This window comes from Paenibacillus agricola, assembly GCF_011440305.1.
Lineage (GTDB): Bacteria > Bacillota > Bacilli > Paenibacillales > NBRC-103111 > Paenibacillus_S > Paenibacillus_S agricola.
Window position 1 is genome coordinate 1 of record NZ_JAAOIW010000017.1, and the last position, 26,809, is coordinate 26,809.

The following is a 26,809-nucleotide window of genomic DNA, read 5'->3' on the forward strand; positions in this document are numbered from 1 at the left end:
AGGTAGATAGGTCCGGGGTGGAAGTGCCGCAAGGCATGGAGCTGACGGATACTAATCGGTCGAGGGCTTATCCAAAGGAAGTCCCCCCTGAAGCGCAAGCTAAAGGGGGTGCGTTGCTCGACGCAGAGTTGTGGTTTCGGATCTAGTTTTCAAGGTACAAACCTTGGATGCAAGCCGTTTGGTGATGATGGCAGAGGGGAACCACGCGTTCCCATCTCGAACACGACCGTTAAGCCCTCTAGCGCCAATGGTACTTGAACCGCAGGGTTCTGGGAGAGTAGGACATTGCCAAGCAAACCTTTTTAAGGTAGAATCAATATTACATTATAGCATGGCCCGTTGGTCAAGTGGTTAAGACACCTCCCTTTCACGGAGGTAACAGGGGTTCGAGTCCCCTACGGGTCATAGTGACATGGGCGCTTAGCTCAGCTGGGAGAGCATCTGCCTTACAAGCAGAGGGTCGGCGGTTCGATCCCGTCAGCGCCCACCATGAATGTATAGTTTTAAATGACGCGGGGTGGAGCAGCCCGGTAGCTCGTCGGGCTCATAACCCGAAGGCCGCAGGTTCAAATCCTGCCCCCGCAACTTAATTATTTCGAAGATAAGCCAACTTCGAACATACTGTGGAGCCGTGGTGTAGTGGCCCAACATGCCTGCCTGTCACGCAGGAGATCGCGGGTTCGAATCCCGTCGGCTCCGCCATTACTTTTTACTTGATTGTGGATTGGATAGGCATCAAAGAAGATGGACATAATAGTTGCACCCGAAAGGGTTTATTCGTTTGTCTGCCATTGAGGGTAATTAAACGGTCAAGTATTTGATTAATAATCGATATAGGGCGGTTCAATTATTGTCATGGTAACTTAGTTATCCTTTATTAGCTTAATATGGCGGTCGTGGCGAAGTGGTTAACGCATCGGTTTGTGGATCCGACACTCGAGGGTTCAATTCCCTTCGATCGCCCATTTATATTTCTAATAACAACACAGTGGTGGGGATTAGCCAAGCGGTAAGGCAACGGACTTTGACTCCGTCATTCCTAGGTTCGATCCCTAGATCCCCAGCCATAGTTTGAGACATTAGCTCAGTTGGTAGAGCACCTGACTTTTAATCAGGGTGTCGTAGGTTCGAATCCTACATGTCTCACCATTAATATCATGCGCGTATGGCGGAATTGGCAGACGCACCAGACTTAGGATCTGGCGTTTCACGACGTGGGGGTTCAAGTCCCTCTACGCGCATTATTTTGCGGAAGTGGCTCAGCGGTAGAGCATCGCCTTGCCAAGGCGAGGGTCGCGGGTTCGATTCCCGTCTTCCGCTCCACCAATTAAATTGTTGTTGCTCTATATGTAAAGATGTTGTATACTAAATCTCGTATCTTTGAAACAATAAAGTGCGGAAGTGGCTCAGCGGTAGAGCATCGCCTTGCCAAGGCGAGGGTCGCGGGTTCGATTCCCGTCTTCCGCTCCAAAGAGCACAAGCAAGCCGGTATGGCGGAATTGGCAGACGCGCGCGACTCAAAATCGTGAGGGAAACCGTGGGGGTTCAAGTCCCTCTATCGGCACTATCTTATTTACGGGACGTAGCTCAGCTTGGTAGAGCACCTGGTTTGGGACCAGGGGGTCGCATGTTCAAATCGTGTCGTCCCGATATTTTTATGAATGTAAAGAGTTAGCTGGTGATTTGCGGGTGTAGTTCAATGGTAGAACTTCAGCCTTCCAAGCTGATAGCAGGGGTTCGATTCCCCTTACCCGCTTCATAGTGTAAAAGTTGAAATCCTTGTTTATCAAGGATTTTTTTGCTTTTTCGGAGGTAGTTAAGGATGAAGATTAAACAAGAGGATTTTTATTGTGATCGCCGTATGCCTTGGCGAGGTAAGTGGGCTTCTGGAAACGGGGCGATGGATAATTCGCTGCCATACCATCGCGGGTATGTTATAGTAAAAGGGCTTGCTATTACCATTTTTAAAGTTGGATTAACCTGATATTTTCTGTATCAATGATGTGAGAGATTCTCCGATTAATAGGATAAGCAGTGTCAAATGGGAGGAGGAATAGGGTTTTGAATATCACTTCCGTTTTGTTTGATTATCAAATGGGTAGAAGTTGGAGCATACCGAAGTCGCCTACGCCATATCATATTATACTGCTTGTTATCAAGGGGAAAATCACTTATACAATAGGTGATACAGTAATTTCGCTGCAACGTGGAGATGGTCTATTTATACAAGCGGGCACTTTGCGCTCTGCGCTCACGGATCCTACCGAGCCCCATCAGATGTTTTCCGTACATTTCAATGATGCTTTGGAATGTGAAATGCCAATGCTAGGTAGAGAGGCTTACAGGACCATTCGAACGATCAGTTTCGATTACTTGAAGCAACGGTTTTCGCTGTTGTACGATTGCTGGATCGGACAAATGCCATGTTACGAAATTATTACCAAAGGTATTATGGTGGAAATATTAGGGATACTGCAGCGCGAGCTGATGTCCAAGCAACATCCTTCCTCGAAGCAAAGCTTAGCTATGCACATTCAACAGTATATCGTAACACATTATCGGCATCCGTTTCGGCTCAAAGACCTTGCTCAACACGTTGATCGGACACCGAATTACATATCAAGCGTATTTAAAGAGGTAACAGGCCGTACACCGGTGGAATACCTGCATCAAGTACGTATTACCGCTGCACGCGAGATGCTACTAAACACCGATATGACAATCAAAGAAATTTCCGACTATCTGGGATACTGCGACCAAACCTACTTTAATCATATATATAAAAAAAATATTGGCTACCCCCCGACATTTACTGCAAAACGCGGCATAAAACCAACAGAAGATGAACAATAAAGAACCGTCACGAAAAATCGGACGGTTCTTTATGTGCAAACCGATAGGTTTGTGTATGGAGAGGGGACATTTGTTGCTACTCTTTGCAGGAACAGTTATTTCACGCCATAAGTACGTTTGTATGAAGCGTTGTACAGTTTCAACAAATCATCAACGCCCTGTTTCTTGGACTGGTCAATAAATTCATTAACTGTTTGGTCGTTAATTGGCGTTTTCCCGGTAACAAATTCAGTCATTTTTTGTTCAAAATATTTATTGAGATTATTCAGCTTCGATTTTTCAATCTCTTGCTCATCTGCATTTTTAACGATCGATTTAGGTGCATCGATGATATACTTGGCATAGAAGGTATTGATCTCCTTGTTTTTTGCATCCAAGCCTCTTTCCCACGCGGCGCGGGCTATTGCGTTATTGATCGATACATTAGGGAACCATACGCCCCAATCACGACGAAGCGGGACATAAGGGCTGGTACCGAACTCCTCCATATATCTTGGTTTACCATCGACCATTTTATAGGTTTTATTCAAAATACCGAGCGACATATAATTCGTTCCTTCTTCGCTGTACAGAAAATCCATAAATTTAATTGCTGCGTCCTTATCTTTAACATTAGCTGAAATTGCAAGGCCACTTACACCGACTGCAGGCCGTGCGTATTGATAGTTTTTGATACCGTCAGCAGCGAATTGAGGAATAACATTCATTTCGAAATCTTTGTTACTTGCATTCGCTTTACGGGCTTTGTCGATCAACGGATCGAAGTCCGCCTTCCAGAAATAAGTGACCATCGATTTGCCGGTCAGTAGCCTTTCTTCCCATTGCGCGGTAGTTAACAGAGCAAATTCCGGTTCGAGCAGTTTCTCGTTATACAGTTTATTCATGTACAACAACGAGTCCTTGAATCCTTTATGATAACCGGCAAACTCGTATTCATCTTTGTCAGGGGTCTGGTTAATGAATCCTTCAACACCTGTGAACGCTCTGAGAAATACTGTGTATATTCCAGTTAGGTTAGGGTTGCTGAGAGGTGTACGGAATGTCAGTGGGTACGAATCTGGGTGTTTGTCCTTCAGTGCTTTCAGGTATTGATAAAACTCATCCAGCGTTGTTGGCGCCTTCAAGCCGTATTTGTCATGCAAATCTTTACGCGTATACCAAGCATAGTTGAAGCCTTTTGTACTTGCATCACTTTCAAGAACAGGCATCGTATAATATCCGCCGTCCGCTGCTGTAGCTTGAGCTTTCGCTTCCGGGTTGGCGTCAAAAAATTTTTTGATGTTCGGTGCTTTATCCAAGTAATTCTTCAAATTTAGGAATACTTTCTCGGGTCCGAAATCTCTTCCATCCTGGGTAGGGATCAAGATAAAATCGGTGACCGTGTTCGTCGCAATCATAATTTTTCTCTTTTCCAGCAAGGCTTCCTCACTTATCACCTGAAAATCAATTTTAACACCTGTTTTCTTTTCGATTTCTTTGAAGGTTTCCCAATCCTGCTTGACAGGACCCTCTACCCGGTTAGCGGCCAACCATGTGAACGTTACCGCCTTAGGCGGCTGGCTGCTTGTAGCCGGCGTTGTAGCTGGCGCTGTTGTGCCTGTTGTACCTGTTGTACCCCCGGCATCCTTCGCAGGCGCTGAAGGTGCTGCTACTTGCCCCCCGCCGCTACAGCCAGCGATCAATCCACCCAACATAAAGGCAGAAACAGTTGTTGCCATTGTTCTCTTGTTCATCCTTATACCTCCTTCGAATGTTTATCTATAGAGAGAAACAGATTCTGAGGAATCTATAACGTTCTATCCTTTTACTCCGCCAATCAAGCTGCCCTGCACAAAATATTTTTGGATAAAAGGATACACGCACAGAATGGGCAAGGTTGCAATTACGATCAAAGCATATTTCAACGATTGAATGTAGCTTTGGTCACCTTCACCCTGTGGGTTGTTGCCAGCTATTAGCACGCTGCGGAGCATAATTTGCAGGGGATGCATCTTGCCATCATTCAAATAAAGCAGAGCGTCAAAAAAGGCATTCCATTGATTAACAGCTGTAAATAATCCGATCGTCATCAAGACTGGCAACGATAGCGGAACAACAATTCGCAAGAGCACTTGCATCGAGCCGCAACCGTCCATAATCGCAGCGTCTTCAATCTCTTCAGGCAGTCCTTCAAAAAACGTTCTCATAATAAACAGATGCCATGTGCTAATCAAGGAGGGCAAGACGATAGCCCAGATCGAATTCAAAATATTCAGTTGTTTCACGAGGAGAAACGTCGGGATCAGCCCCCCGTTGAATACCAAGGTAAAGGCAGCCATCAGCAGAATCCATTTTCTTCCGATAAGCCATCGTTTAGCCAAAGGGTAAGCCATCGCCGTAGTTGCAATTAATGTAAGGAAGGTGTGTACAACTGTATAACGGATTGTGTTCCAATAGCTGATCCATAAGTTTTCGTCCATGATAATTCTTTCATAAGCAGAGAAATTAATTCCTTTGGGCCATAGCAGAACCTGTCCGCTTGATACCAACGCATTATCACTGATTGATGCTGAGAAAACAAAGACCATCGGATATAACATAACAATAATCACAAAGACCATGATGATCGTATTGATGATGTCAAACAGCGTGAAACCAAGAGTTTTGTTTTTCATTCTGCTCCTCCATCTACCATAAACTAGTCTCTGAATATTTTTTTACAAGCCGGTTTGCCATAACAACTAAAGTGAATCCAATTATCGATTGGAATAGGCCTACCGCCGAAGCGAAGCTGAAGTCAGCATTCAGTACCCCTCTTCGATAGACGAAGGTATTGATTACATCGGAGGTTTCATAGTTCATCGGATTATAAAGCAGCAATATTTTATGAAACCCGATTTCCATAAAATGACCGAGATTTAACACAAATAAAATAGTCATGACTGGTATCATCCCGATAAATGTAATATGCCGGATTTGCTGCAAACGGTTAGCGCCATCCATTTTGGCTGCTTCATATAGGGCAGGATCGATACCCGCTATTGCGGCTAAATACAAGATTGTACCCCAACCGAGCTTCTGCCAAATTTCCGAGCCTATGTAAATCGTTCTGAACCATTCGGGCAAACCCAAGAACATAACCGGCTCGACCCCGAACACTTTATGTAACACTATATTGACTATACCGGTAGAAGGCGACAAAAATATGACCAGAATCCCGGCGATAACAACCGTTGATAAGAAATGTGGCATGTAGCTGATAGTCTGTACGATTCTTTTGAATGCTTTATTTTTAATTTCATGAAGCAATAAGGCCAGAATGATCGGAGCTGGAAAATGAAATATTAAGTCGTAAACATTCAACAATATCGTATTACGGATCAACTTCCACGAATCAGGGGTGTTATAAAAAAATTCAACAAAATGCAAAAATCCGACAAACTTGCTCCCCATCATGCCTTTTCCTATCGAATAATTTTGGAAGGCAATTATAATCCCATACATCGGCACATATTTGAAAACAATATAATAGAGAATGCCTGGAAGCATTAATAAATATAATGCCTTATGCTTTTTTAGGTACCGCCCGAAACGTAATCTATGGACTGGCAAGTACGCTCACCCCTTATGTTTAGATTTCCCTCGTAACCTTGGTCATGGCTCTAGTGTTTTCCTAACTTAAAGATAAGCACTCTAGCTGCAGACGTAAAGCGTGCATTTTTTCCTAATGTAGCTATTTATTTTTCGGAAAAAATAGAGACTTGCGGAAATTATGGAGACAGAGGATTGAATCATCGAATCATCTAGAAATGCAAAACCCACTCTATGTATAGTGACCTAGAGTGGGTTTGTTAAGAATATGTTCAATAGTTATCGATGATGAATCGTTCGGTATTTTCCCGGAGTGATTCCTTCATACTTGCAAAAAATACGGATAAACGAAGTGCGTCCCATATATCCGACCTTTTCGGTAATTTCATCTATCTTCATGTCCGTCTCAAGCAGATATCTTTTCGCCATCATTAAACGATGCTTCGTAATATATTCTACATATTTTTCTCCGACCGTTTCCTTGAATGTACGACTGAAGTAGCTTACTGACATGTTTAATTGCTGGGCAAATTTCTCCACGGATAGTTCTTCTCCATAATGATTATGGATATAGTCCAATATTTCGGTAAATTGCTCACTCCGGTCACTTCGCTGTTTCAATTGAAACAATTGCGTATGAATATATTCGAAGCATTGCTTGATTTCATCCCAAGTTGCACAGCGGTTTAGTCTCTCGAATAAACTGGAGTAAAAGGGGATATTCAAGTCTTTGCGTTCCATCTCTATTGCACGAATCCATGTATTCAACACATCTGAGCATAAGCTCTTCACTTGATAGGCACTTGCATTTTTTACTACTGCCCTGTCCAATAGATCGATGACAGTCTGTAGCAGCTTAGCATAATTTTGTGATTTGTAAATATTAAAGATCCTGCTTACTTCATCAATGGATAAAAAACAGTCGAGTTGTGCTCGGTCTTCCCAGGCAGTATCTTCAGTTATGATTTCCACTTTAGAGTGAAGGCTTTTATGCTTAAGCAATGTGTTGGCCGACTCATAGGATAGGTATAACTCACCAATATCCTGGACTTTTTTTCCAACACCAATTGTTGCTTTGAAATACGGATTGAATTGTTGAAGGGTTAGTGCTAAATATTCTGATACTTCCTTGGGACCAAAGTGTGAAAAACGGCTATGCTGCACAACACAGGCCAGCAGGTCCGGCTTCGTCTGGCAAAGCCAGATGACCACTGGTGCTGATTTGAGTATCCGTTCTTTTAGTTCCACGATCATAAACGCTTTGGACGTTTCCGAAATTTGATCAAGCACCCATGAAAAGTAATGGATTTCAATACATAGGACGGTTCGCGCTACATTCCGCTCATAATAAAAGTCGATTTCCTTGGCATATAATTCTATAGCTAAATGATCACGGTATTCTCCGGACAGTATTTTAGCTATAAAATCTTCTTGTACAATCGGGAACATGCCGCTCACCAATGCGGACAATTCCTTATTCTCTGAAACTAATAATTTCGAAAACTGCTTAATAAAATCGTAATCGTTGCCTTTATGTTGAACAGGCAAAACCGATTTATGGAGATGTGAAGTCAATCCGCTTTTGATTTCCAAGATTGGCTTATATAACCTTTTGCTTAAGTAAAAAGAAACCAATCCTCCGAGAACCAGAAAGAAACCAAGAAATATGATGGTGAACATGCGAATTCTATGGGCGGGCTGCAATAAGGTTTCAAGATTGATTAGACTGACGTAATACCATGAATCGTTAAAGCGGGACTTCACGAAAGACAAGGATTCCATCTTTCTGTCTGAATAAAGAATTCCTTCGGAATAGGATTGGGTCGCGTCAAGCAGCTGTTGCGGGTCAATCGCCAATTCACCCGATTGAATAATCACGTTTCCACGCCTATCAACAATAGCGGTACCTGCAACCCACTTTTCAGGGATACGGATGTGCTTGCTGAGCTCACTGAGTTTCATATTAACGACCAAATATACATCCGGATTATCGCTGTTAAACGGGTAACTCATAACTGTGGCAATGTTAGAGCTTGAAGACAAAATCTCATTCGTGAACAATATCTTTTGATGTAAGGTATATGGCTTGGTAAAATGCATCATTTTTTTGCCAAAAAAATTGCTTAGGTATTCCTTCTTGTCCTGATCACTAATGGGGTGAAAATATTGAAAAAAATTTTCTTTGCTTGTATCTGAGTTAAAACCGATCACAAGGTCGGATTTAGCAAAATAAAAGTAGGCATTGGAAACAATATCTCCTGTATCCATCGCATTCAACTGATCCATAAGGGAATGGGTGACTTCATAATATTCAAAAGACTTAGTGGGCTCGCTGTAAAGTTTCATAGCGCTTTTAAGATTGGATGTACCAAGGAGGTTAATCATATTGGCCTGGAGAGAGGAAAACGCAGTATCGGTTTGGTCGGAAAAATTGCGAATCGTCATATTATTGGAATTTTGTACCTCATCTTCGATAAGATTAACAACAAATACATAAGTAAATGTACTTGCAATAATTACGGGAATGATGAAGAGAATAAAATAGCTTGCAAAAAATTGCCAAAACAAAGCTACGTTAAACGAGCGGGGTCCAAAAAAACGGTTCACCTATAACACCAACCCCTTCCAATATTTTCTGTATGTCTATTTTCACATATCTAGTAAAGGGTTGGCAAGGAGTGTCGTGAAATAAACATTCCCCACGATTGAAATACTGCGGGGAATGTTTATGTAATCAAATAACAATACCCACTTTTCCGTCTTCTACTTCGACTTTATATTTTCTCGCTCTTACTTTCTCATTGACCAACGATTTACCCGTTTTGATATCGAATTCCCAGCCGTGCCAAGGACAGCGGATGATCTCTCCTTGCCTGCCGAATTGGTATTCGTAAACATTGGAAGGAAGCGTCGTTCCGCAGATGCTTCCTTTACAAAGCGGTGCCCCTTCATGAGGACAGTAATTATGCAATGCATAAAATTGTCCATCCAGACGGTACAGTCCAATAGACCTGCCTTCTACATCTACAATGATGTGATGACCTTCGATAAAATCCTTGGTCTCAGCTACAAAATGAGTTGCCATGCTCTCCCCCCACTTTACAGTTTGTACAAACTTTTGGCATTATCATAAAAAATTTTCTGATGTGATTCGGGACTTAACCGCTTCAAAATCTCCATCGGGGCATCGTTATCCCAATGCGGATAATCGCTGGAAAAAATAATGAAGTTTTCAGCATCGATCATATTGAACAAATCGATCAGGTCGCTTGGATTGTCCGGTTCCTCGATCGGTTGTGTAGAGAAATAGCAATGATCGCGGATATATTGGCTTGGCAGCCGTTTTAACCAAGGAACTTGCGACCGCAGCGCTTTGTAGTTTTTATCCAATCTCCACATCAGATGCGGTAGCCAAGCTAGCCCACCCTCCAGCATGACAAATTTTAAATCAGGGAATTTCTCGAACACACCCTCACACACTAAGCTTACTGTATGTGCCATATAGTTTTGCGATAAACAGGTATGCCATTCCAAATAACGAGTCGGAATTCCGGCCGCTGAAGCATAGGTGCCTCCCGATCCCTCGGCTCCAGGATGGATGGCCACTGGGAGGCCATTGCGCTCTGCTGCTTCATAGATCGGGTGGTATTGACGTTGCCCCAAACCTGCACGTTGGGCACTGCCCATGAGCACTTCAACGATGTCTGGATGTCCCGCGATACGGTCAATCTCCCTGGCTGCCAACAATGGGTCCTGACCTGTGACAAGCATCGCGCCTTTAAACGATTTGTGATGGGGCAGCCATTCCTTAATTAAATAATCATTGTATGCAGAACAAATAGCTGCCGCATAATCGGGATCGGGATTAACGCAAATGTTCATTGCATCTCCCGTTAAGATCGCGTACTCGATATTATTCGGTTCAATCAAATCCTTCACTAAGTATTCAGGGTCAGAAGCAGAGGGCCCACCAGTAGGAGGCATACTATCTTTACGGAAAACACCGATTGGCGACCACAAACCATGCCAGGGGTTCCCAATTCCACTGCTGGCAACCCGTGATTTCCACGGTTCAGGTAAATATTCAACCAAGTCGGACGGGGTTCTAAACGTGTTATGCACATCGGTATCAATTACGCGTGGCATGGAACTCATATGTTGCAATCCCCCTTACATTTGATACATATATTGTAAGTTGGAACTGATAAAATTACGATTGGTAATACTACGTTATCTTAAGTAATTCTACAATTTTACACTCTATTGCTTCTTCCTACGAAATGGGTTATTCAACATAAAAAAACCTCCACAACGGTTCTTGCCGTTGAAAGAGGTTTTTGATGTTAGAAGGTTACACGTTCTATAAGAACTATAGAAATCGCGAAAAGCCTAATTGGATAAGGATTACGTTCCAGGAGGGATTCGAACCCCCGACCCACGCCTTAGAAGGGCGTTGCTCTATCCAGCTGAGCTACTGAAACACGAACGATTTATAATATACCATACATCGATGAGGGACGCAAGTATTAAATGCATTTTAAAAATTTTCTAACGCGACTATGGACGTACACGCGATTCCATAAGTTAGTATCTATTAAGGTTGATAAACCAATTAGGGATTTACAAATAGCCAGAATTACAAGTATAATAACAATTAACTAAATGATTAAGTAAATTAGAATGGAGCGTGCAGCCTTCTCTAACAAAATGATTTTTTTACAGCAGGTTAAGCAAAATAATATGTCAGAGATTCTTAAAGGGATCTGGCGCTACCAGCAAGTATCTCGGGTTGAGCTGGTTGATCAGATCGGATTAACTTCAGGCACAATAACGAACCTTACACATGAGCTGATACAATTAGGGATTTTGCGCGAAAACGAGGCGATCTCGGGAAATGTAGGACGCAGACGGGTAATGCTAGGTTTTGACCCGCGATTTTATAGGATTATCGGGCTGGATATAGGGCGCTCAAGCTTTGAAATTGTGGTGATGGATTTAAACGGTACGATTCTGCAATCGATCGAACGGGATATGAATGGGCTTCAAGGGCCGGATGCCTATTTCGAGGTTATCACACCACTTGTGGCGGGGGTCAAAAGCGATATTGAAGCGGCAGGCTACAAGATTCTGGGGTTGGGGGCAGGCGTTCCTGGGCCGATTGATTATGATAGCGGGACTTTGCTGGCTCCTCCAAATTTTCCCGGCTGGAGCAACTATCCGCTACAGAAGATGCTGGAGGACCAATTCGGGCTTGTTACCCTGATCGATGATGATGCTCGAACTTCAGCAATGGCTGAGCGTTGGTATGGGCTAGGCAAAAATGTGAACAATTTGGTCTCCGTTACGCTAGGTATGGGCATCGGGGGTGGCGTGGTCACTGAAGGTAAAATCGTTCGGGGAACAAACGGCCTCTGTGGGCAAGTCGGGCATATGACGATTGTGCTTGATGGCAAAATGTGTGGCTGCGGCAATCGTGGCTGTTGGGAAACCGTAGGCTCCATCCCTGGTATTCTTGGTCGTTGGTCGGGTGGAAGCACGATTGAGGAATTGCAGGGCGCTATAAAGCGCAGAGAGCCTGAAGCGCTCCGATGTCTGGAGGATACGTTGGGTTTTATGGAGGCTGCTTTAGTCAATATTCAAAATCTGTATGATCCCGAGCTGATTTTGCTTGGTGGACGATTGTATCCATTGCTGTCAGACTACTTAGTGCAGGTAAAGCCACGAGTACAGTCCCGGTTATATGCTTTTGCTAAAGACCGCTTGCGAATCGAGCCTTCTACCTTTGGGAATTCTCAGAGTGCGGTTGGAGCTGCTGCGCTGCTGTTTGGATTTCTTTTGGCTGAACCGGTTCGTTTGTTGTCACTTAGAGAGAAATAATTTTTTTTGGTTAATTAACTTAATAATTAAGCGAATGAAGATAGCCTCAATCAAAGATGAAATGCTACAGGAAATCAAAAGTGCTTCAAAAGAAATCCAAAAGAAATCCAAAAAGAAATTTAAAAGTTAGGTGGGATGGAAGCATGCTTTATCGCCCGCTTCGCAACGAGGGCTGTCGAATTATAGACGATTTAAGCTTTAAGGGCTACCGCTCCTTGCTGCTAGAGAATGAAAAGCTACTGATTCATTTGCTATTGGATAAGGGCGCGGAGCCTATACGCTGGCTGCACAAGCCTTCAGATACTGATTTTATATGGATATCGGCCCAAGGGCTTTTCCGCCCTCACGGATTGTCCACGGACTATCAGAGTAACTATGCGGGCGGTTGGCAGGAGATGCTGCCTGAGGTCAGTTACACGTCCCAGTACCGCGGAGCTACATTGGAGCGTGGAGAGTCTGCCGTGACTCCGTGGGATTACCGGATTATGAAGGATGAGCCGGATGAAATTCAAGTTTTGCTGACCAATCGGCTGCGTTCGATGCCTTTTCTCATCGAGAAAAAGCTAACGCTAACCTCAGGCAGCGGGACGGTGAAAATCGAGGAGACGCTGACTAACTTGTCGCCCACGACCTCTCTTGAAGCCAATTGGGGACATCATTTGGCCTATGGGCGACCCTTCCTTACCGAGAAATCGGTTATTACTTTGGAAAAGGGTGCGCAAATATGCGATCCTATCAGCGGGGAAAGCTGGGCATGGCCTTTTATGGAAAAGGATGGCGCAGTTATCGATTTATCGGTAATGCCTGCGCCAGGTACAGTGAGGGACCTTTTATACATCCAAATGGAGGCATATAAGTACCAACTGACCAACCCGCTTACGGGCATAGGCCTTGAGGTTCGGTGGGATGGCAAGGTATGGCCTTATTTATGGTATTGGCAAAATTTTATGGCAGGTGTGGATGCTCCGTTTTTTGGATGTGATTATAATATTGGTTTGGAAATGTTCAATATCCCGCCGAAGCTGACTTTGGGAGAGGCTGCCGAGCAAGGGTATGCCTTGCAAATTCCCCCGAAGGGGAGCATGTCCTCGTGGTTGGAAATTGAAGCGGTTTCGGCTTTAATGTGAAGCAGATTGAGAAAAAGCTAGCTCCAGCTGCAGCATGAAGTAGGTCGATAAGGAATCGGCTGCCAGTTGCAATAAATGTATGGTGAAATGGGCAGAAGCAAGCCTTCCATAAAAATTTGAGGAGGTCTCAAGTGGATTCCGATAAACGATTATCTTTTAAGGGGATTAAGACGAATTCGGTGTATGAACGGACGAATCTGGTCACGATCAATAATATGGCAAGGCCTGATGAAGAGGCTGCTGAGGAGCTTTCGTCTGCAAACGCGCCTGAATTCATGGAACTGGTCGAGTCCATCCTTGCAGCCCGGCTGGAAGGGAAGCCTGTCATCTGGTCGATGGGGGCGCATGTGATCAAAAACGGGCTCTCCCGTTATATTATCGAGCTGGTCAGGAACGGATTCCTGACCCATGTATCCGGCAATGGAGCTACAAGCATCCACGACTTCGAGCTGGCTTTTCTCGGTGAAACCTCTGAGGATGTTGCCCGCTCGATTGAGGACGGCTCTTTCGGGATGTGGGAGGAAACGGGACGGTATATGAATGAAGCGATCCAAATGGGCGCTGAAGCGGGTTTAGGTTATGGAGAAAGCCTTTACAGGTATTTATCTGCGAATCCAGAGAAGTTCCCTCATTATAAGGATTGCGTGTTCGTCCAGTGCCAACAGTATGGTATCCCTTATACCTGTCATATTTCCATCGGGACGGATATTATCCACCAGCATCCGATCGTTAATTTTGCGGCGTTGGGCAAAGCATCAGGTGTGGATTTTCACCGGATGTGCCAATCCATTGCGGGGCTGAAGGATGGCGGGGTGTTTTTGAATTTCGGGTCGGCTATATCGGGACCGGAAATTTTTCTGAAGGGGTTGTCGTTAGCCCGCAACCACGGCTTGCCGATGAGCGGGATTATCGCCGCCAATTTCGACATTGTGCCGGTGACTGCCAAGGAACGGCCTGAGCCAAGCGACCCGAATTATCATTACCGGCCCCGGCGGGTGTTCGTCGATCGCTTAAGTGAAATTGACGGCAAAGGCTACCTGTTCCATGGCTTGCACCAGCAGACGATTCCAGTGTTATTCCATAGCCTTATGCGAAGGAAGAAGGAGCTGGGGCTCGAATTCCCTGCTCATGTGGAGCCAGTGGAGACGAGTGGGGCAAGTGGGAACATCGGCATTGGTGAGATTAGCGGAAGCAGCAGGACTAATGGAGGCATCGGGATTAGTGAGGGTGCCGGGAACCACGAGAACATCGGGACTAGTGAGGTCAGGGAAACCAGCAGGACTAATGGGATGATTGAGACTGACGATAACTTCGAGACTAACGCGATTATCAAGGAATCCAATGGGATCGACGAGAACAACAGCACTAGGAAGACCGTGCTCTATCCTCTTCACTCTAGGAATAGCAGGCTGCAGGTGAGCCAGTCGGAGGCATTGCTGCCGCCTGAAGGCAAGCTTGACCTGCGGGCAACCTGGGAGCCGCCACAGCTCGAGGAGTTCATCCAGAGGCTGCTGACAGCTAAGGAGCAGGGCAAACGCATCCTCGTTTCGATCGGCGGAAATATGATTGGCAGCGGTGTAAACCGCTACCTGATCGATTTGATCAAGCGCGGCTATATTAGCCATCTCGCTTTAAACGGAGCCGCATGCTTCCAAGATGTGGAACTGGCTGTAAGCGGCCAGGCTGAGGAGCTGGAGGACGGTTATTTGCGTGAGGGCAAGCTTGGGATGTGGGAAGAGGCCGCAGGCATTATCCATCATGCGTTGGAGGCTGGCCGGAACGAAAGCCGTGGGTATGGAGAAAGCTTGACGGATTACACCCGCAAGCATCCTAAGCAGTTTCCGTATTTGGAGGAAAGCCTGCTTGGTGCATGCGGTCGTTATGGGATCCCTTATACCTGCCATATTACTGTGGGAACAGACGATATTCAGCTTCACCCGAAGTCGGACCTTGCCTTGCAAGCTGGAGCCAGCGGTTACGATTTTCAAGCTTATTGCTATACGGTTGCGCATTTGGAGGGCGGTGTCTTTATGAACTTTGGCTCTGCAGTTACAGGACCGGAGGTTTTTCTTAAAGCGCTCTCGATCGCCAGAAATTTGCAATACGCTGTACATCATATTACGACGGCTAATTTTGATATTATCCGGTTAGGTGATTACTCCCAAAAAATTGGTTATGGCGACTGGGAATATTACTACCGGCCTCGTAAAAATATTGTGCACCGGCCTACTAGCCTCGGGGGAAAAGGCTTCCATTTGGAGGGCTTGCACCAAGAGACAATTCCTGCGATTTGGCATGCACTTGGAGTAGCCGAGCAGGCTAAGGGCAGCGAATGAGAGGGATTAGCTGAAAAAAATCCAGTTAATTCCTCCATAAATCCAGATAACTTCCTTTTTTATATGATAGGGACGAATCTAACGTTAGAAATTCCTGCTAAGGTAAAGTGTGACGCGCACAAATGCAGGAAGAGGCAACGAGTTTTTGCACAAACAAGCAGTAGTTGGTGGTATATAAACATTAGCGTATTTTTATGCAAACAGTAGCGTTTATACAAGCAGTAGTGATTTTTTTATACAATGGGAGGCAAAGCAAATGGTAAGCGGGAAGCAGGAAGGCCGGATCAAGGCGGTGCTATTCGATTTTGACGGCACGTTATCAACACTCAGGGCAGGGTGGGAGGAAACGATGGTGCCTCTTTTTAAAGAAGCTATCATTGGCAGCCATCAGCTAACAGCTGAGCAATCAAGCGAGCTCGACCAAGAGATTGCTGGCTATATTGACCAATCGACAGGTATCCAAACCATTTATCAAATGCAGTGGTTAGCCGAAAAGGTAAAGGAGAAGGGCTGGAATCCGGAGGTTAAGGGTGAATGGGAATATAAGGCTGAATACAACAGGCGGCTGCTGCTCCATGTGGATGAACGGATTAGAGGTTTGCAGACAGGCAAATACCGTCCTGGGGATTTTTTGATAAAGGGCTCGGAGCACATACTTGAGCTCCTGCACCAGCAGGCTATTCCCATGTATATCGCTAGCGGCACGGACCATCCCGATGTGGTGAACGAGGCGGAGGTGTTGGGGGTACGGCATTATTTTAAAGAGATCGCGGGTGCTCCTGTAGGTCGGGCGGATTGCTCGAAGGAGAAGGTTATCAGCGATTTGCTGGCGCAGGGGGACTTGCAAAGCGAAGGGCTTGCGGTTATTGGTGATGGCAAGGTGGAGATTCGGCTGGCTAAGGAAAACGGAGCGTTGGCGCTTGGGCTGGCGAGTGACGAAGATAAGCGTGAGGGCTTGAATGCGGTTAAGGTAGAGCGGCTGCAGGCTGCTGGCGCAGATTGGATCGCGGGGGATTTCACGGATACGGCCCAGTGGATGCAATGGTTAGGGCTGGACGCAGAGCTGGAATAGGGCAAGACGCTAGGTAGGGCACGGCTAGGCGCAGGGCAAGGCGAAAAGGATGAGTACAGGAAATGTGGTTGAAATACGAGTTGCTAAATATAAGGAGGATTATTGATGTTTTTGACGTTGGATAAATTGTGGAAGCGCATTGAGGAAATTGAAAAGCACCGTTACGTGGAGCATCGCGAAATGCCATCCTACTCGTTCTGGGTCGATAAGGAGGCAGAAATTGCTGCGATGCCGCCAGAGGATAGTGAATGGGGGCACATTTCGGTCGGAGATCGCTGGAAGGGCTGGGATCTGACGGCCTGGTTGAAAACGGAAACGACGGTTCCTGCGGAATGGGCGGGTAGGCAGGTTGTGGGGCTGTTTGATTTTGGCAAAACAGGTGCCGGGCATAATTCGGGCTTCGAATCACTGCTTTATGTCAATGGAGAGCCTTACCAGGGAGTTGGAAGCAATCATAAAGAAGTATTTTTCCCTGAATCCTTCCTTGGGCAAAAGGTAGAGCTGCTGTTCAAAGTGTGGAGTGGCTTAAGCGGGGCGGATGGCACAAAAACTGAGCAGGAGCACCAGCTCCACCTGTCTGCGCTTGCTGTGCTGGAAACGGAAACCGATGACCTGTACCATACGGCGTTTGCTGTTTACCATACGATCCAGGTGCTGGAGGAGAACCGTTGGGAAAGGCAGGCGTTGGTGAAAGCGCTCGATCGCGCCATGCTGCTGTTGAATTGGAGGGTGCCGGGAGATGCGGCATTTTACGCAAGTGTGAGCGAGGCCAATACGAAGCTCAAAGAGGAGCTGGCGAAGCTTCCCAGCTTCCAGCCTTTAACGGTGCGCTGTATCGGACACACGCATATCGATGTAGCCTGGCTGTGGCGCTTGAAGCATACGCGGGAGAAAGCGGTTCGTTCCTTCTCAACCGTGCTGCGCTTGATGGAGCAGTTCCCGGAATATATATTCCTGCAAACCCAGCCACAGCTGTATGAATATATCGAGCAGGATTACCCGGAGGTTTTTGCCAAAATCAAAGAGCGCGTCCAGGAAGGCCGTTGGGAGGCTGGGGGTGCGATGTGGCTTGAATCGGATTGCAATATCCCTTCAGGAGAGTCGCTTGTGCGCCAGCTTTTGTATGGGATGCGGTATTTTGAAAATACCTTTGGCGTAAAATGTGAATATTTATGGCTGCCTGATGTGTTTGGTTACAGCTGGGCGTTACCACAAATTTTGCAAAAAAGCGGGCTGCGCCATTTTATGACAACCAAAATCAGCTGGAACGTGTACAATCGTTTCCCGCATGATACGTTTTATTGGCGGGGCATCGACGGTACGGAGGTGCTGACGCATTATATCACCACACCGGAAACGGATGTTCCGGAGAGTACCTTTACCCGCTATTATACCTACAACGGGCAAGTATTGCCGTCTACCTTAAGCGGCATTTGGAACAATTACCGCGACAAGGAGATTAACGATTCCGAGCTGCTGCTTTCTTATGGCTATGGGGACGGAGGCGGCGGACCGACACGCACGATGCTGGAAATGCGCAGAAGGCTGGAAAATATGCCAGGTATGCCGAGGGCTATAACGGGGCGTGCGGATGAATTTTTTACGAAGCTGGAGCAAACCGTGGAGCAGACCGACCGTTATGTCCACCATTGGGATGGGGAGCTGTATTTGGAGCTGCACCGCGGCACCTATACCTCACAGGCATATGTGAAAAAAATGAACCGGCACATGGAGTTTCTATTGCGTGATGCCGAGATGGTATCGATCTTCAGCAGCCCGCTCACGGGCTACGCTGCTTATCCGCAAAAGCAGCTGTACGACAGCTGGAAAATCGTGCTGCGCAACCAGTTCCACGATATATTGCCAGGCTCCTCGATTACCGAGGTATACGAGGACTGCCGTACGGAATATGCTGAGGCAGAGCAGCTGGCGCAAGGGGCGCTGGCAGACGGTATGGAGCTGTTGGCATCAAACATCAAGGTAGAGGGTGGCGGCTGGCTGGTAGTGAACTCCTTGCCGTGGCCGCGCAGCGAGATTGTGGAGCTCTCGTGGGAAGCAAGCTATGAGGGACAGCATTGGATGGACGTGTCTGGGCACCGCATAGCGGCCGAGCGAGTCCTCGGGCAGCCGGGGCAGGGCGACACGCTGCAGCTGCTGGTCACAGATATACCAGCAATGGGGTATACGACGGTTCGGATGGCAACGGCGGAGATACCGGCAGAATTGGGGCAGACGCTGGGTACAGCAGAAACACTGGAAGAGCCGCAGGCATCAGGAGCCGATTCCGAAGAACGTCAAGCCAAATCAGAGGGAGCCTCGCCATTTATTTGCGGGGAGCAGAGCGTGTCTACGCCCTTTTATGAAATCGAATGGAATGCTGCCGGACAGCTTAGCCGTGTGTTTGACAAGCGCTCCAAGAGAGAGGTTCTGGCCGTAGGCGAGCTGGGTAACCGATTTGATGTGCATGAGGATAAACCAGCTTATCATGATAACTGGGAAATCGATATTTTTTATTTGGAAAAGGTCAGCCATATTACCGACCTGCGCTTCGCCACATGGATCGAGCAGGGGCCATTGCGTGCAGTAATTCGTTTTGAATGGGAGTACGGCCAGACGCTGGTCCAGCAGGATATGATCGTGTATGCGCACCATCCACGGATTGATTTCTCAACCTGGGTGGACTGGCAGGAGCGGGAAACACTGCTCAAGGTTGCTTTTCCTGTATGTGTTCGCGCCGCTGCGGCTACCTATGAAATCCAGTTCGGGCATGTACAACGTCCCACACATTGGAATACAAGCTGGGATTATGCACGTTTTGAGACGTGTGCGCATAAATGGGTCGATTTATCCGAGCGTGGCTTTGGTGTCAGCCTCCTCAACGACTGCAAGTACGGACATGATATTAAGGAGCATGTGATGCGCCTTACACTGATTAAATCGTCCAACAAGCCAGATCCTGAATGCGATAAAGGGGAGCACACGTTCACCTACTCACTGTTGCCACATGGCGGGGATTGGTTTGCAGCCGGCACGGTTGAGCAGGCTTACCGGTTGAATGTTCCGGTAGTGGTCACGGAAGTGAAGGCTCAATCAGAGCCACAAGCCCAATTACTGTCTGGGCAAGGACAGTCCCAGTATGCTGGGCAAGCAATGACCCGCTATCTGCCTGCTGCACTTAGCTTTATCGGCGTGAGCGGCGACCATGTGATGATCGATACGGTCAAGAAAGCCGAGGATTCCGATAGCTGGATTGTTCGCTGTTATGAATATGCAGGCAAACGTGGCGAGGTTGCCTTTGCTACGCATTACCAAGTGGACGAGCTCGAGGAAGTCAATTTGTCTGAATGTGAAGGTGTTGCTGTAGCGCATACCGGCCAAACATTCACTGCTTTCTTCAAGCCCTTCGAATTGAAAACGTTCCGCATCGTTTTCCGTATGGAAAACTAAGAAGGAGGCTCTCAGATGATAAAAGATGAATCGCCTACTTTATCCTCGATCCAGCAATTTAAAGGATTGTCGCGGGAGCGGGTAGACGAAATATTGCAAGGGATCTCGACTTTAAAGGTTGGCGTGATTGGAGACGGCTGCCTGGATGTGTATTGGCATGCGGATATGACGCAAAGCGAATTGTCTAGAGAGACACCGCATTATAACCTGCCCGTCACCCGGGAGCGTTTCGCTCCCGGAGCGGCGGGCAATGCGGCAGTTAATTACAAGGCGCTTGGCTGCCTGGAGGTTAGCTTCTGCTCGATGGCAGGGAATGATTGGCGCGGCCAGCAGCTGCAGGAGGCGTTCCGGTTGCGCGGCATCAACGATGCTTATGTGCAGGTTGAGCCGGGGCGGGTAACCCCAGCCTACTGCAAGGTGATCCTGCAAGGGCTGCAGGGAGCGGAGCAAGAGGCACCGCGCATTGATTTTATCAATGAGCAAGGCTGCTCCGAAGCGGCTACGCAGCGGCTTGTGCAGCAATTGGACCTGATGGCTGCACAGGTGGATGTGATCAGCGTAACCGACCAGCTGGAGCATGGCGTGATTGGCCCAAGCGTACGGGATCGTTTGGCTTACTGGGCAGGGCAAGGCAAGCGGATCGTTGTAGACAGCAGAGACCGGATTGGCCATTTCAAAGGGATGGTCCTTAAGCCTAATGAGCTCGAAGCATTACGGTGGTACAATGGGAGCTTGAAGCATCTGCAAGCAACAGAAAGCGAACTATTGCGGGCAGGGCAGCAGCTGAGTAAACTTGCCGAGGCGCCATGCTGCATTACATGGGGAGACAAGGGAGCAGTTTGGTTCGAGGACGGACAGATGACGTTCGTCCCAACCAAGCCCGTAGCGCCTCCGATCGATATTGTGGGTGCAGGCGATTCGTTTACGGCGGCTTTTTTATCGGCATGGGGGGTTGGCTGCACAGGGCCTGAGGCGGTAGCCTTTGCCCATCTGGCGGCCGCTGTAACCGTAGGCAAGTGTGGGGAAACCGGCACCGCCTCTCCACAGGAAATCAGGGATCGCTGGCAGCGGCTTGCCGAGTAAGCAGCTGTACGGCTATCGCTAATGTAGGTTGTATAGGTAGTAGAGGTAGAGAGAAGTAGCGGTAGAAAAGAAGTAGGGGTTCGGGCATGGGCAGCAAATGTTCATGCCCCAACCGTGCATTGTTGCTAGAATTCCGTTGAATATAAGCGGAACTAGGAATCCATGAACAACAGCAATCGGAGGAACATCCGGGCCGCACAGTGAGACTTGATTCACCGGGCTTGTAGACAAGGGGGCTTAGAGATTGGGGAGTTATCCATTCAAACTGCTATTTCAAAGGAATAAATTATTTGCCAAAATTCTGATGTACTTTCTATCCTTATTGATTCCTATTATGATTATAGGCTTGATCGTGTATGTCAATGTAGACCAAGTAGTCAAGAGAGATGTCTCACAAAAGCTGACGGATAATTTGAAGTTTTCCTCACAGACGGTCGATATTTATTTGCGTATGGCGCAATCAACCAATAATAGTTTATTTTCAAGCCCGATTATTGAGCAAAATGTAAAGCCTTTTGGACAGCTTACCAATGAAGAAAAGGTAAACTTGCAATTAATTGTAAGAGCGCTTGCCGGAAACCGAAATACGAGCAGCTCTTTCATCGATCATATATTTATGTATACGGATGCGATCAAGGTTTATACAAGCCAGGAAATGGCGGATTTTGATTTGTTTTTCGACAAGTTTTATCGGATGGACAGCTACAGCAAAGACTTTTGGAAGCAGAAGCTACAATCGACCCAGCTATTTGAATTGCTTTTGCCTACTAAAGTACATAGCTACATAGATAGCGATATTACCCGCTTGGTGATTCCGAGTGTTTCTACGCAATTCGTCAACGGCAATCTAGTGACGATGGTAACGAGCCTTTCGCTTCCAGCGATTGCAGCTTCCCTGCAAAATAATGCGATTTTCTCGTCCTCCAAATATCTCATTTTAAATAAAAACCATCAGGTTATTCTAAACGATAGCGGTTACACAGAGCCGACGCTGCAGCAATTAAGCCAGCAGATGCAGGAAGCTGTCTCCACGTTATTTATGGAAGTAGCTGGGCAGGAATCCTTGGTCGTCCATGTTCATTCTGATGCATTTGGCTGGGACTACTATTCGATTACGCCAACCGAAGCCTTCGGCAAAGAGCCTGACAGCATTCTTAGCCTTGTATTCTGGATTTGTATCACCTTAATGATAATCGGAGTTTGCTTCTCCTTCATCTTCAGCATCAATCTGTACAATCCGATCAAAAATATTAGAAATATTCTCGTCCAGAGTGAACAGGAAATGAATTTTACGAATGAAATTAGAAGCAATGACGAGATGCAGGTCATCGGCAGCCGGATTGACCAATTAATCCAGCAAAATCGGGATGCCGTCCTGAAGGTCAACCAATATTCCAATGGCATGCTTGACCAATTTTTTGCAGGTTTGTTCCGCGGACAGCCCTGGGCACAGCAGGAATCATTAAGCCAGATTCTTGATGATATCGGGTTTCAAGCTGATAGCTATTTATGCTGCTGCTTTATGTTCCAATATAAGGAGCGGTTTTTCCGCGATATTGGGGAGGAGGATAGGCTGTTGATCCAAGGGAAGATGAAAAAGGTGCTATGGGGGATCATGGAGCAGCATGTCCATTGCTATTTGATGGAATATGAGCAAAATTTTTATGTGAGTATTATTAACCTGAAGCAAGGCGAGGACAACGAACGGCGAGAGTTGGCTCTGGCTTTGGAGCAAATTAAGCTAACCTTCGAATACGATATGATTTATTGCGAATTAATTATCGGGTTGGGCAAAACCTACACGCAGGTGGGTGATATTGCCAAATCGTATAGCGATGCGATAACGGCTATGGACCAGAGCAAGGATTCTTCGGATATGGCCATTGCGGATGCGGTGGGACTGACCATCGAGCAGAACTATTATTATTCATTTTTGGATGAGAAAAAAATCGTGAACGGTTTGAAAGCGGGCAATGTAGAGGTATTGGAAACTGAGGTGGAAAGCTTGATTCAAGCGAACAAAAGCCGTGGTGTGTCTTATTCTTACCTTGGTGCCTTACTTGTTGAATTATGGAATACCGGTATCCGTTACACAAATGAGCGGCAGCTGGACATTCATATTTTACTTACTGAAGAAGAGTATGCAGTGCTGGCCAATAAAAATATAACGCCCAATGAGTTCAATGACAGGGTGCGGCTGCTCATACATTTCTATGAGCGGATCGTGGCTGAAACGGCGACAAAAGGCGAACGCCGAACCGGAACCGTGATCTCGTTCATTACCTCCTACATTGAAAGCAATTATGAGAAGGATATTTATTTGGAAAATATTGCAAATGAGATTGGCCTGTCAGCAAAGTATGTATCCCGGATGTTTAAGGAAACAACAGGGACGAGCATCACGGATTATATAAGCTTGATTCGGATGGCAAAGGCTAAAGAGCTGCTGACGGAAACTGATTTAAAAATTAACGAAATCGCAGACCGAATCGGGATGAATAGCAGGACGACCTTCTTAAGAATGTTTAAAAAGCATGAAGGTATCTCGCCAATCGATTATCGTAACATTAACACGAGACAATAAAAGTTTACCAGCGAAGCTTATTCACCCGTCGGTTAAAATCGACCTTTTGCATCAAGGTGGAATAACGTATCGCAGAGGATACAGGTGGAATTACGCATCATCGTACTCTGTATCGGTTCTATTCAAGACGATTATCGCCATTTACACTATAGGAGTGAGCAGGACATCACATTTTCCAAGGAGGAGAACAAGAAATGAATAAAAAGGGGTATCTGGCAGCAGGCTGCTCGGTCGCTGTATTAGGTGGCTTATTGGCAGGTTGCGCAGGGGAAACGAAGTCTACAGGCAGCGGCACCAAGGCTGCAGAGGATTCAAAACAACCAGTAGCAGTAACATGGATGAGATATGAGCACCCAAGCCAACCGCTAGTCGCCAATTCGAACTTCGTTAAAGAAAGCCTGAAAAGAAAAAATATAAAGTTGGAAATTCAAAGCACACCACAAAGCAATTATGATGATAAAAAGAAAACGTTAATCGCCACCAATACATTACCCGATGTCACGCTTGTGAAGCAGGATGATATCTCTAACTTTGCAGATACGGGTGTATTTCTGGATTTGACCCCATATTTGGATAAAATGCCTAATTTCAAAAAGGTTATGGCCGAATACCCGGAAATTAATAAAAACAAAATAGATGGCAAGCTCTATGGCTTTCCTCTTACGCAAAAAGTAGGGGCCTCCCAATCGGGGCAGGTTCCAGTCATTCGGATCGATTTACTCAAAAAATTAAATCTGCAAACACCTACTACCTACGAGGAATTGTACCAGGTATTTAAAAAGCTGAAGGAAGCTTATCCCGAAACCTTCCCGTTCACAAGCCGAGCGGCTAACGGTCTGACAGGTACGGAAAATCTGATTAATCCGATTGCTTTTGGTATGGGCAGTGGATACACAAACGTAAGTGGAGCCAAAATTTATTACGACCCAGCATTGAAGCAATATAAATTCGGTCCAGCTATGCCGCAATTCAAAGACGCGATTACCTATTTGCATAAGCTGCATAAAGAGAAATTGCTGGATCCCGATTATACAACCGCAACCTCGCAAATTTGGCAGGAGAAGCTAAGCTCGGGTAAGTCCTTGTATTATATGGATAATACCGGCTTCGGCGTTACTTTTAACGTTGCGTTACAGAAGCAGAATCCAGAAGCTAAATTCGACCTGATTCCTACCCTTGCTAGCGATAAGGGCGTTAAGCGTGGGCTGCTGTATCAACTGGATCATTTATCTGAATCCTATGCCATCAGTGCAAATACTAAAAATGCTGACAAAATCATTGAATATATCGATTGGATATACTCAGATGAAGGTACGAAATTGAGTTCATGGGGCCTTGAGAATGAGCATTACACGTTGGTAGATGGGAAGCCCGTTCAAAAAGCAGAGTTTGCTGACAAATTTAAGGATAAAACTGATAAAATGGCTGCTTTTAAATCAGAGCTTGGTATTGGCTACCTAGGGTTCGCCTTACAAGCGGACGATAGTATCGATCTTCCAAACCAAGATAAAGCCATGACGGAGTGGACCAATAAAAACCTGGCTTCTATTAAAGATGGCTCTGGTTTTAGAATGGCTTATGATCCTGCCTTTACTAAAGAAGAGCGTGAAAAATTAAAGCAATTAAGAACCCAGCTGGATGCGTATTTAACACAAATGATGGACAAATTCATTATGACGGATGGCGCTTTAGACAAGGAATGGGATGCGTTCATCCAGCAGTGTAAGGAAAAAGGCTCCGAGGAAATTGAGAAAATCTACAATACGGCATTAGCCAGAGCTAAGTAAAAGGTACAGCAAGAGAAATAAAGAACGAAAAAGTGGGAAACCGTGTCTGGTCTGTTGACAGAGGCGGCTCCCTCTATTTTCGCACAAAGGAGTGGATTCCCATATCGACTGTTGTAGGCAGCCCTTCCGTGTCCTCTAAACCACCACGAAGCCAAACAAGATGGACAGCCATTCGCAAAAAGCTGCAAAAAAGCAAATATTTATATGCGATGTTTGTGCTTCCTTTTATTTATTTTATGATTTTTCATTATGCACCGATGGTTGGCAATGTCATGGCTTTTCAAGAGTATTCGATCATGAAAGGCGTGTTTAACAGTCCTTGGGCGGGGCTGAAATATTTCAAGCAGTTTTTGTATGAGCCTTATTTCTGGAAGGTGCTGCGCAATACCTTAATGCTCAATTTATATGCGCTGCTTTTTTATTTTCCGGCTCCAATTATTTTTGCGATTTTGGTCAATGAGCTAAGAAGCATAGCTTTCAAGCGTACGATCCAAACGGTAACGTACATCCCACATTTTTTGTCCACGGTGGTGGTTGCTGGGATGATTGTCAATTTTATTTCGATCTCCGGTCTTATTAATCAAATCATTACCTACTTTGGGGGAGAAGCCCAGACGTTCATGGCATTGCCTGAATGGTTCCGTACGATTTATATCAGCTCGGAAATTTGGCAGGGGATGGGCTGGGGCTCGATTATATATTTGGCTGCGTTGGCTTCGATTGATCCTGGACTCTATGAAGCAGCAACGATTGACGGGGCGAACAGGTGGCACAAAATTCGGCATATTACGTTGCCCGGCATTGCTACGGTGACTACGATTATGCTGTTGTTAACCATTGGGCATATGCTGTCTGTAGGTTTTGAGAAAATTATTTTGCTATATAGCGGGCCGACATACGAAACTGCAGATGTATTACAAACCTATGTGTATCGCCGTGGACTTATTGATGCTGATTTCAGCTTTGCTGCAGCTGTAGGTATTTTTCAATCCGTGATCTCGCTGATTTTAATCGTTGCAGCGAATCAGGCTGCCAAGAAGATCCAAGGCGCTAGTTTATTCTAAGGAGGACAA

General features: G+C 46.1%; 17 protein-coding genes, 14 tRNA genes and 1 rRNA gene. 25 read left to right on the forward strand and 7 right to left on the reverse strand.

The window, feature by feature from the left end:
• The first annotated feature begins 177 nt into the window (after nucleotides 1–177).
• The 16 genes from rrf (at nucleotide 178) to G9U52_RS30865 (ending at nucleotide 2,853) form a co-directional block, all read left to right on the forward strand.
• Nucleotides 178–294 (forward strand): 5S ribosomal RNA (gene rrf / locus G9U52_RS30790).
• 39 nt (nucleotides 295–333) lie between these two features.
• Nucleotides 334–405: transfer RNA gene (locus G9U52_RS30795), tRNA-Glu, on the forward strand.
• Between the two features lie 9 nt (nucleotides 406–414).
• Nucleotides 415–490 (forward strand) — tRNA-Val (locus G9U52_RS30800).
• Nucleotides 491–511: 21 nt separating this feature from the next.
• Nucleotides 512–585, forward strand: a tRNA-Met gene (locus G9U52_RS30805).
• Nucleotides 586–625: 40 nt separating this feature from the next.
• Nucleotides 626–702, forward strand: a tRNA-Asp gene (locus G9U52_RS30810).
• Nucleotides 703–890: 188 nt separating this feature from the next.
• Nucleotides 891–963, forward strand: a tRNA-His gene (locus tag G9U52_RS30815).
• Between the two features lie 29 nt (nucleotides 964–992).
• Nucleotides 993–1,067 (forward strand) — tRNA-Gln (locus G9U52_RS30820).
• Between the two features lie 6 nt (nucleotides 1,068–1,073).
• Nucleotides 1,074–1,149: transfer RNA gene (locus G9U52_RS30825), tRNA-Lys, on the forward strand.
• Between the two features lie 10 nt (nucleotides 1,150–1,159).
• Nucleotides 1,160–1,241, forward strand: a tRNA-Leu gene (locus G9U52_RS30830).
• A gap of 7 nt (nucleotides 1,242–1,248) precedes the next feature.
• A tRNA-Gly gene (locus G9U52_RS30835) sits at nucleotides 1,249–1,323 on the forward strand.
• Between the two features lie 72 nt (nucleotides 1,324–1,395).
• Nucleotides 1,396–1,470 (forward strand) — tRNA-Gly (locus G9U52_RS30840).
• Nucleotides 1,471–1,484: 14 nt separating this feature from the next.
• A tRNA-Leu gene (locus G9U52_RS30845) sits at nucleotides 1,485–1,564 on the forward strand.
• Nucleotides 1,565–1,576: 12 nt separating this feature from the next.
• Nucleotides 1,577–1,650, forward strand: a tRNA-Pro gene (locus G9U52_RS30850).
• A gap of 35 nt (nucleotides 1,651–1,685) precedes the next feature.
• A tRNA-Gly gene (locus G9U52_RS30855) sits at nucleotides 1,686–1,756 on the forward strand.
• Nucleotides 1,757–1,822: 66 nt separating this feature from the next.
• Nucleotides 1,823–1,984, forward strand: coding sequence for a hypothetical protein (locus tag G9U52_RS30860; RefSeq protein ID WP_166154930.1), 162 nt, complete (start codon nucleotides 1,823–1,825; stop codon nucleotides 1,982–1,984).
• A 77-nt stretch (nucleotides 1,985–2,061) separates the two neighbouring features.
• The gene (locus G9U52_RS30865; RefSeq protein ID WP_166154932.1) at nucleotides 2,062–2,853 is read left to right on the forward strand and encodes an AraC family transcriptional regulator; all 792 of its coding nucleotides are present in this window, start codon (nucleotides 2,062–2,064) and stop codon (nucleotides 2,851–2,853) included.
• A 95-nt stretch (nucleotides 2,854–2,948) separates the two neighbouring features.
• On the opposite strand, the gene G9U52_RS30870 is transcribed toward G9U52_RS30865, so the two are convergent.
• From G9U52_RS30870 to G9U52_RS30900, 7 genes are all read right to left on the reverse strand, one after another.
• The gene (locus G9U52_RS30870; RefSeq protein WP_243767664.1) at nucleotides 2,949–4,586 is read right to left on the reverse strand and encodes an extracellular solute-binding protein; all 1,638 of its coding nucleotides are present in this window, start codon (nucleotides 4,584–4,586) and stop codon (nucleotides 2,949–2,951) included.
• Between the two features lie 63 nt (nucleotides 4,587–4,649).
• On the reverse strand, nucleotides 4,650–5,507 hold the full coding sequence (locus tag G9U52_RS30875; protein ID WP_166154934.1) for a carbohydrate ABC transporter permease: 858 nt from the start codon (nucleotides 5,505–5,507) through the stop codon (nucleotides 4,650–4,652).
• 13 nt (nucleotides 5,508–5,520) lie between these two features.
• The gene (locus tag G9U52_RS30880) at nucleotides 5,521–6,381 is read right to left on the reverse strand and encodes an ABC transporter permease (RefSeq protein WP_166155108.1); all 861 of its coding nucleotides are present in this window, start codon (nucleotides 6,379–6,381) and stop codon (nucleotides 5,521–5,523) included.
• A gap of 321 nt (nucleotides 6,382–6,702) precedes the next feature.
• Entirely contained in the window at nucleotides 6,703–9,030 is a 2,328-nt protein-coding gene (locus tag G9U52_RS30885) for a helix-turn-helix domain-containing protein (RefSeq protein WP_166154936.1), read from the reverse strand.
• Nucleotides 9,031–9,157: 127 nt separating this feature from the next.
• Nucleotides 9,158–9,508, reverse strand: coding sequence for a Rieske (2Fe-2S) protein (locus G9U52_RS30890; RefSeq protein WP_166154938.1), 351 nt, complete (start codon nucleotides 9,506–9,508; stop codon nucleotides 9,158–9,160).
• A 14-nt stretch (nucleotides 9,509–9,522) separates the two neighbouring features.
• A complete protein-coding gene (locus G9U52_RS30895) occupies nucleotides 9,523–10,578 on the reverse strand; it encodes an amidohydrolase family protein (RefSeq protein ID WP_166154940.1) in 1,056 nt (351 codons plus the stop codon).
• A 252-nt stretch (nucleotides 10,579–10,830) separates the two neighbouring features.
• Nucleotides 10,831–10,904, reverse strand: a tRNA-Arg gene (locus G9U52_RS30900).
• 226 nt (nucleotides 10,905–11,130) lie between these two features.
• Here G9U52_RS30900 and G9U52_RS30905 point away from each other — a divergent pair.
• From G9U52_RS30905 to G9U52_RS30945, 9 genes are all read left to right on the forward strand, one after another.
• Complete coding sequence (locus tag G9U52_RS30905; RefSeq protein ID WP_207953322.1) at nucleotides 11,131–12,300, forward strand: ROK family protein; 1,170 nt, start codon at nucleotides 11,131–11,133, stop codon at nucleotides 12,298–12,300.
• Between the two features lie 143 nt (nucleotides 12,301–12,443).
• On the forward strand, nucleotides 12,444–13,427 hold the full coding sequence (locus G9U52_RS30910; protein ID WP_166154944.1) for an aldose epimerase family protein: 984 nt from the start codon (nucleotides 12,444–12,446) through the stop codon (nucleotides 13,425–13,427).
• Nucleotides 13,428–13,558: 131 nt separating this feature from the next.
• Entirely contained in the window at nucleotides 13,559–15,763 is a 2,205-nt protein-coding gene (locus G9U52_RS39470) for a GSU2086 family protein (protein WP_207953323.1), read from the forward strand.
• A gap of 256 nt (nucleotides 15,764–16,019) precedes the next feature.
• Entirely contained in the window at nucleotides 16,020–16,835 is an 816-nt protein-coding gene (locus G9U52_RS30920; RefSeq protein WP_166154946.1) for an HAD family hydrolase, read from the forward strand.
• 105 nt (nucleotides 16,836–16,940) lie between these two features.
• Nucleotides 16,941–20,282 carry an alpha-mannosidase gene (locus G9U52_RS30925; RefSeq protein WP_166154948.1) on the forward strand — a complete coding sequence of 1,114 codons (3,342 nt, stop codon included), beginning with the start codon at nucleotides 16,941–16,943 and terminating at the stop codon, nucleotides 20,280–20,282.
• A gap of 15 nt (nucleotides 20,283–20,297) precedes the next feature.
• On the forward strand, nucleotides 20,298–21,365 hold the full coding sequence (locus G9U52_RS30930) for a bifunctional heptose 7-phosphate kinase/heptose 1-phosphate adenyltransferase (RefSeq protein ID WP_166154950.1): 1,068 nt from the start codon (nucleotides 20,298–20,300) through the stop codon (nucleotides 21,363–21,365).
• Nucleotides 21,366–21,609: 244 nt separating this feature from the next.
• Complete coding sequence (locus G9U52_RS30935; RefSeq protein WP_166154952.1) at nucleotides 21,610–23,949, forward strand: helix-turn-helix domain-containing protein; 2,340 nt, start codon at nucleotides 21,610–21,612, stop codon at nucleotides 23,947–23,949.
• 194 nt (nucleotides 23,950–24,143) lie between these two features.
• Nucleotides 24,144–25,736 (forward strand): extracellular solute-binding protein, encoded by a 1,593-nt coding sequence (locus tag G9U52_RS30940; RefSeq protein ID WP_166154954.1) that lies wholly within the window; start codon nucleotides 24,144–24,146, stop codon nucleotides 25,734–25,736.
• A gap of 32 nt (nucleotides 25,737–25,768) precedes the next feature.
• Entirely contained in the window at nucleotides 25,769–26,800 is a 1,032-nt protein-coding gene (locus G9U52_RS30945) for an ABC transporter permease (RefSeq protein ID WP_311764946.1), read from the forward strand.
• The last annotated feature ends 9 nt before the right edge of the window (nucleotides 26,801–26,809 follow it).

Bases quoted from the DNA above. Each gene is read 5' to 3' on its own strand.
- G9U52_RS30870 (WP_243767664.1), bottom strand. From the start codon at position 4,586: ATGAACAAGAGAACAATGGCAACAACTGTTTCTGCCTTTATGTTGGGT.
- G9U52_RS30920 (WP_166154946.1), top strand. From the start codon at position 16,020: ATGGTAAGCGGGAAGCAGGAAGGCCGGATCAAGGCGGTGCTATTCGAT.
- G9U52_RS30875 (WP_166154934.1), bottom strand. From the start codon at position 5,507: ATGAAAAACAAAACTCTTGGTTTCACGCTGTTTGACATCATCAATACG.
- G9U52_RS30890 (WP_166154938.1), bottom strand. From the start codon at position 9,508: ATGGCAACTCATTTTGTAGCTGAGACCAAGGATTTTATCGAAGGTCAT.
- G9U52_RS30895 (WP_166154940.1), bottom strand. From the start codon at position 10,578: ATGAGTTCCATGCCACGCGTAATTGATACCGATGTGCATAACACGTTT.
- G9U52_RS30925 (WP_166154948.1), top strand. From the start codon at position 16,941: ATGTTTTTGACGTTGGATAAATTGTGGAAGCGCATTGAGGAAATTGAA.
- G9U52_RS30910 (WP_166154944.1), top strand. From the start codon at position 12,444: ATGCTTTATCGCCCGCTTCGCAACGAGGGCTGTCGAATTATAGACGAT.
- G9U52_RS30905 (WP_207953322.1), top strand. From the start codon at position 11,131: ATGATTTTTTTACAGCAGGTTAAGCAAAATAATATGTCAGAGATTCTT.
- G9U52_RS30860 (WP_166154930.1), top strand. From the start codon at position 1,823: ATGAAGATTAAACAAGAGGATTTTTATTGTGATCGCCGTATGCCTTGG.
- G9U52_RS30930 (WP_166154950.1), top strand. From the start codon at position 20,298: ATGATAAAAGATGAATCGCCTACTTTATCCTCGATCCAGCAATTTAAA.
- G9U52_RS30940 (WP_166154954.1), top strand. From the start codon at position 24,144: ATGAATAAAAAGGGGTATCTGGCAGCAGGCTGCTCGGTCGCTGTATTA.
- G9U52_RS30880 (WP_166155108.1), bottom strand. From the start codon at position 6,381: ATGCTTCCAGGCATTCTCTATTATATTGTTTTCAAATATGTGCCGATG.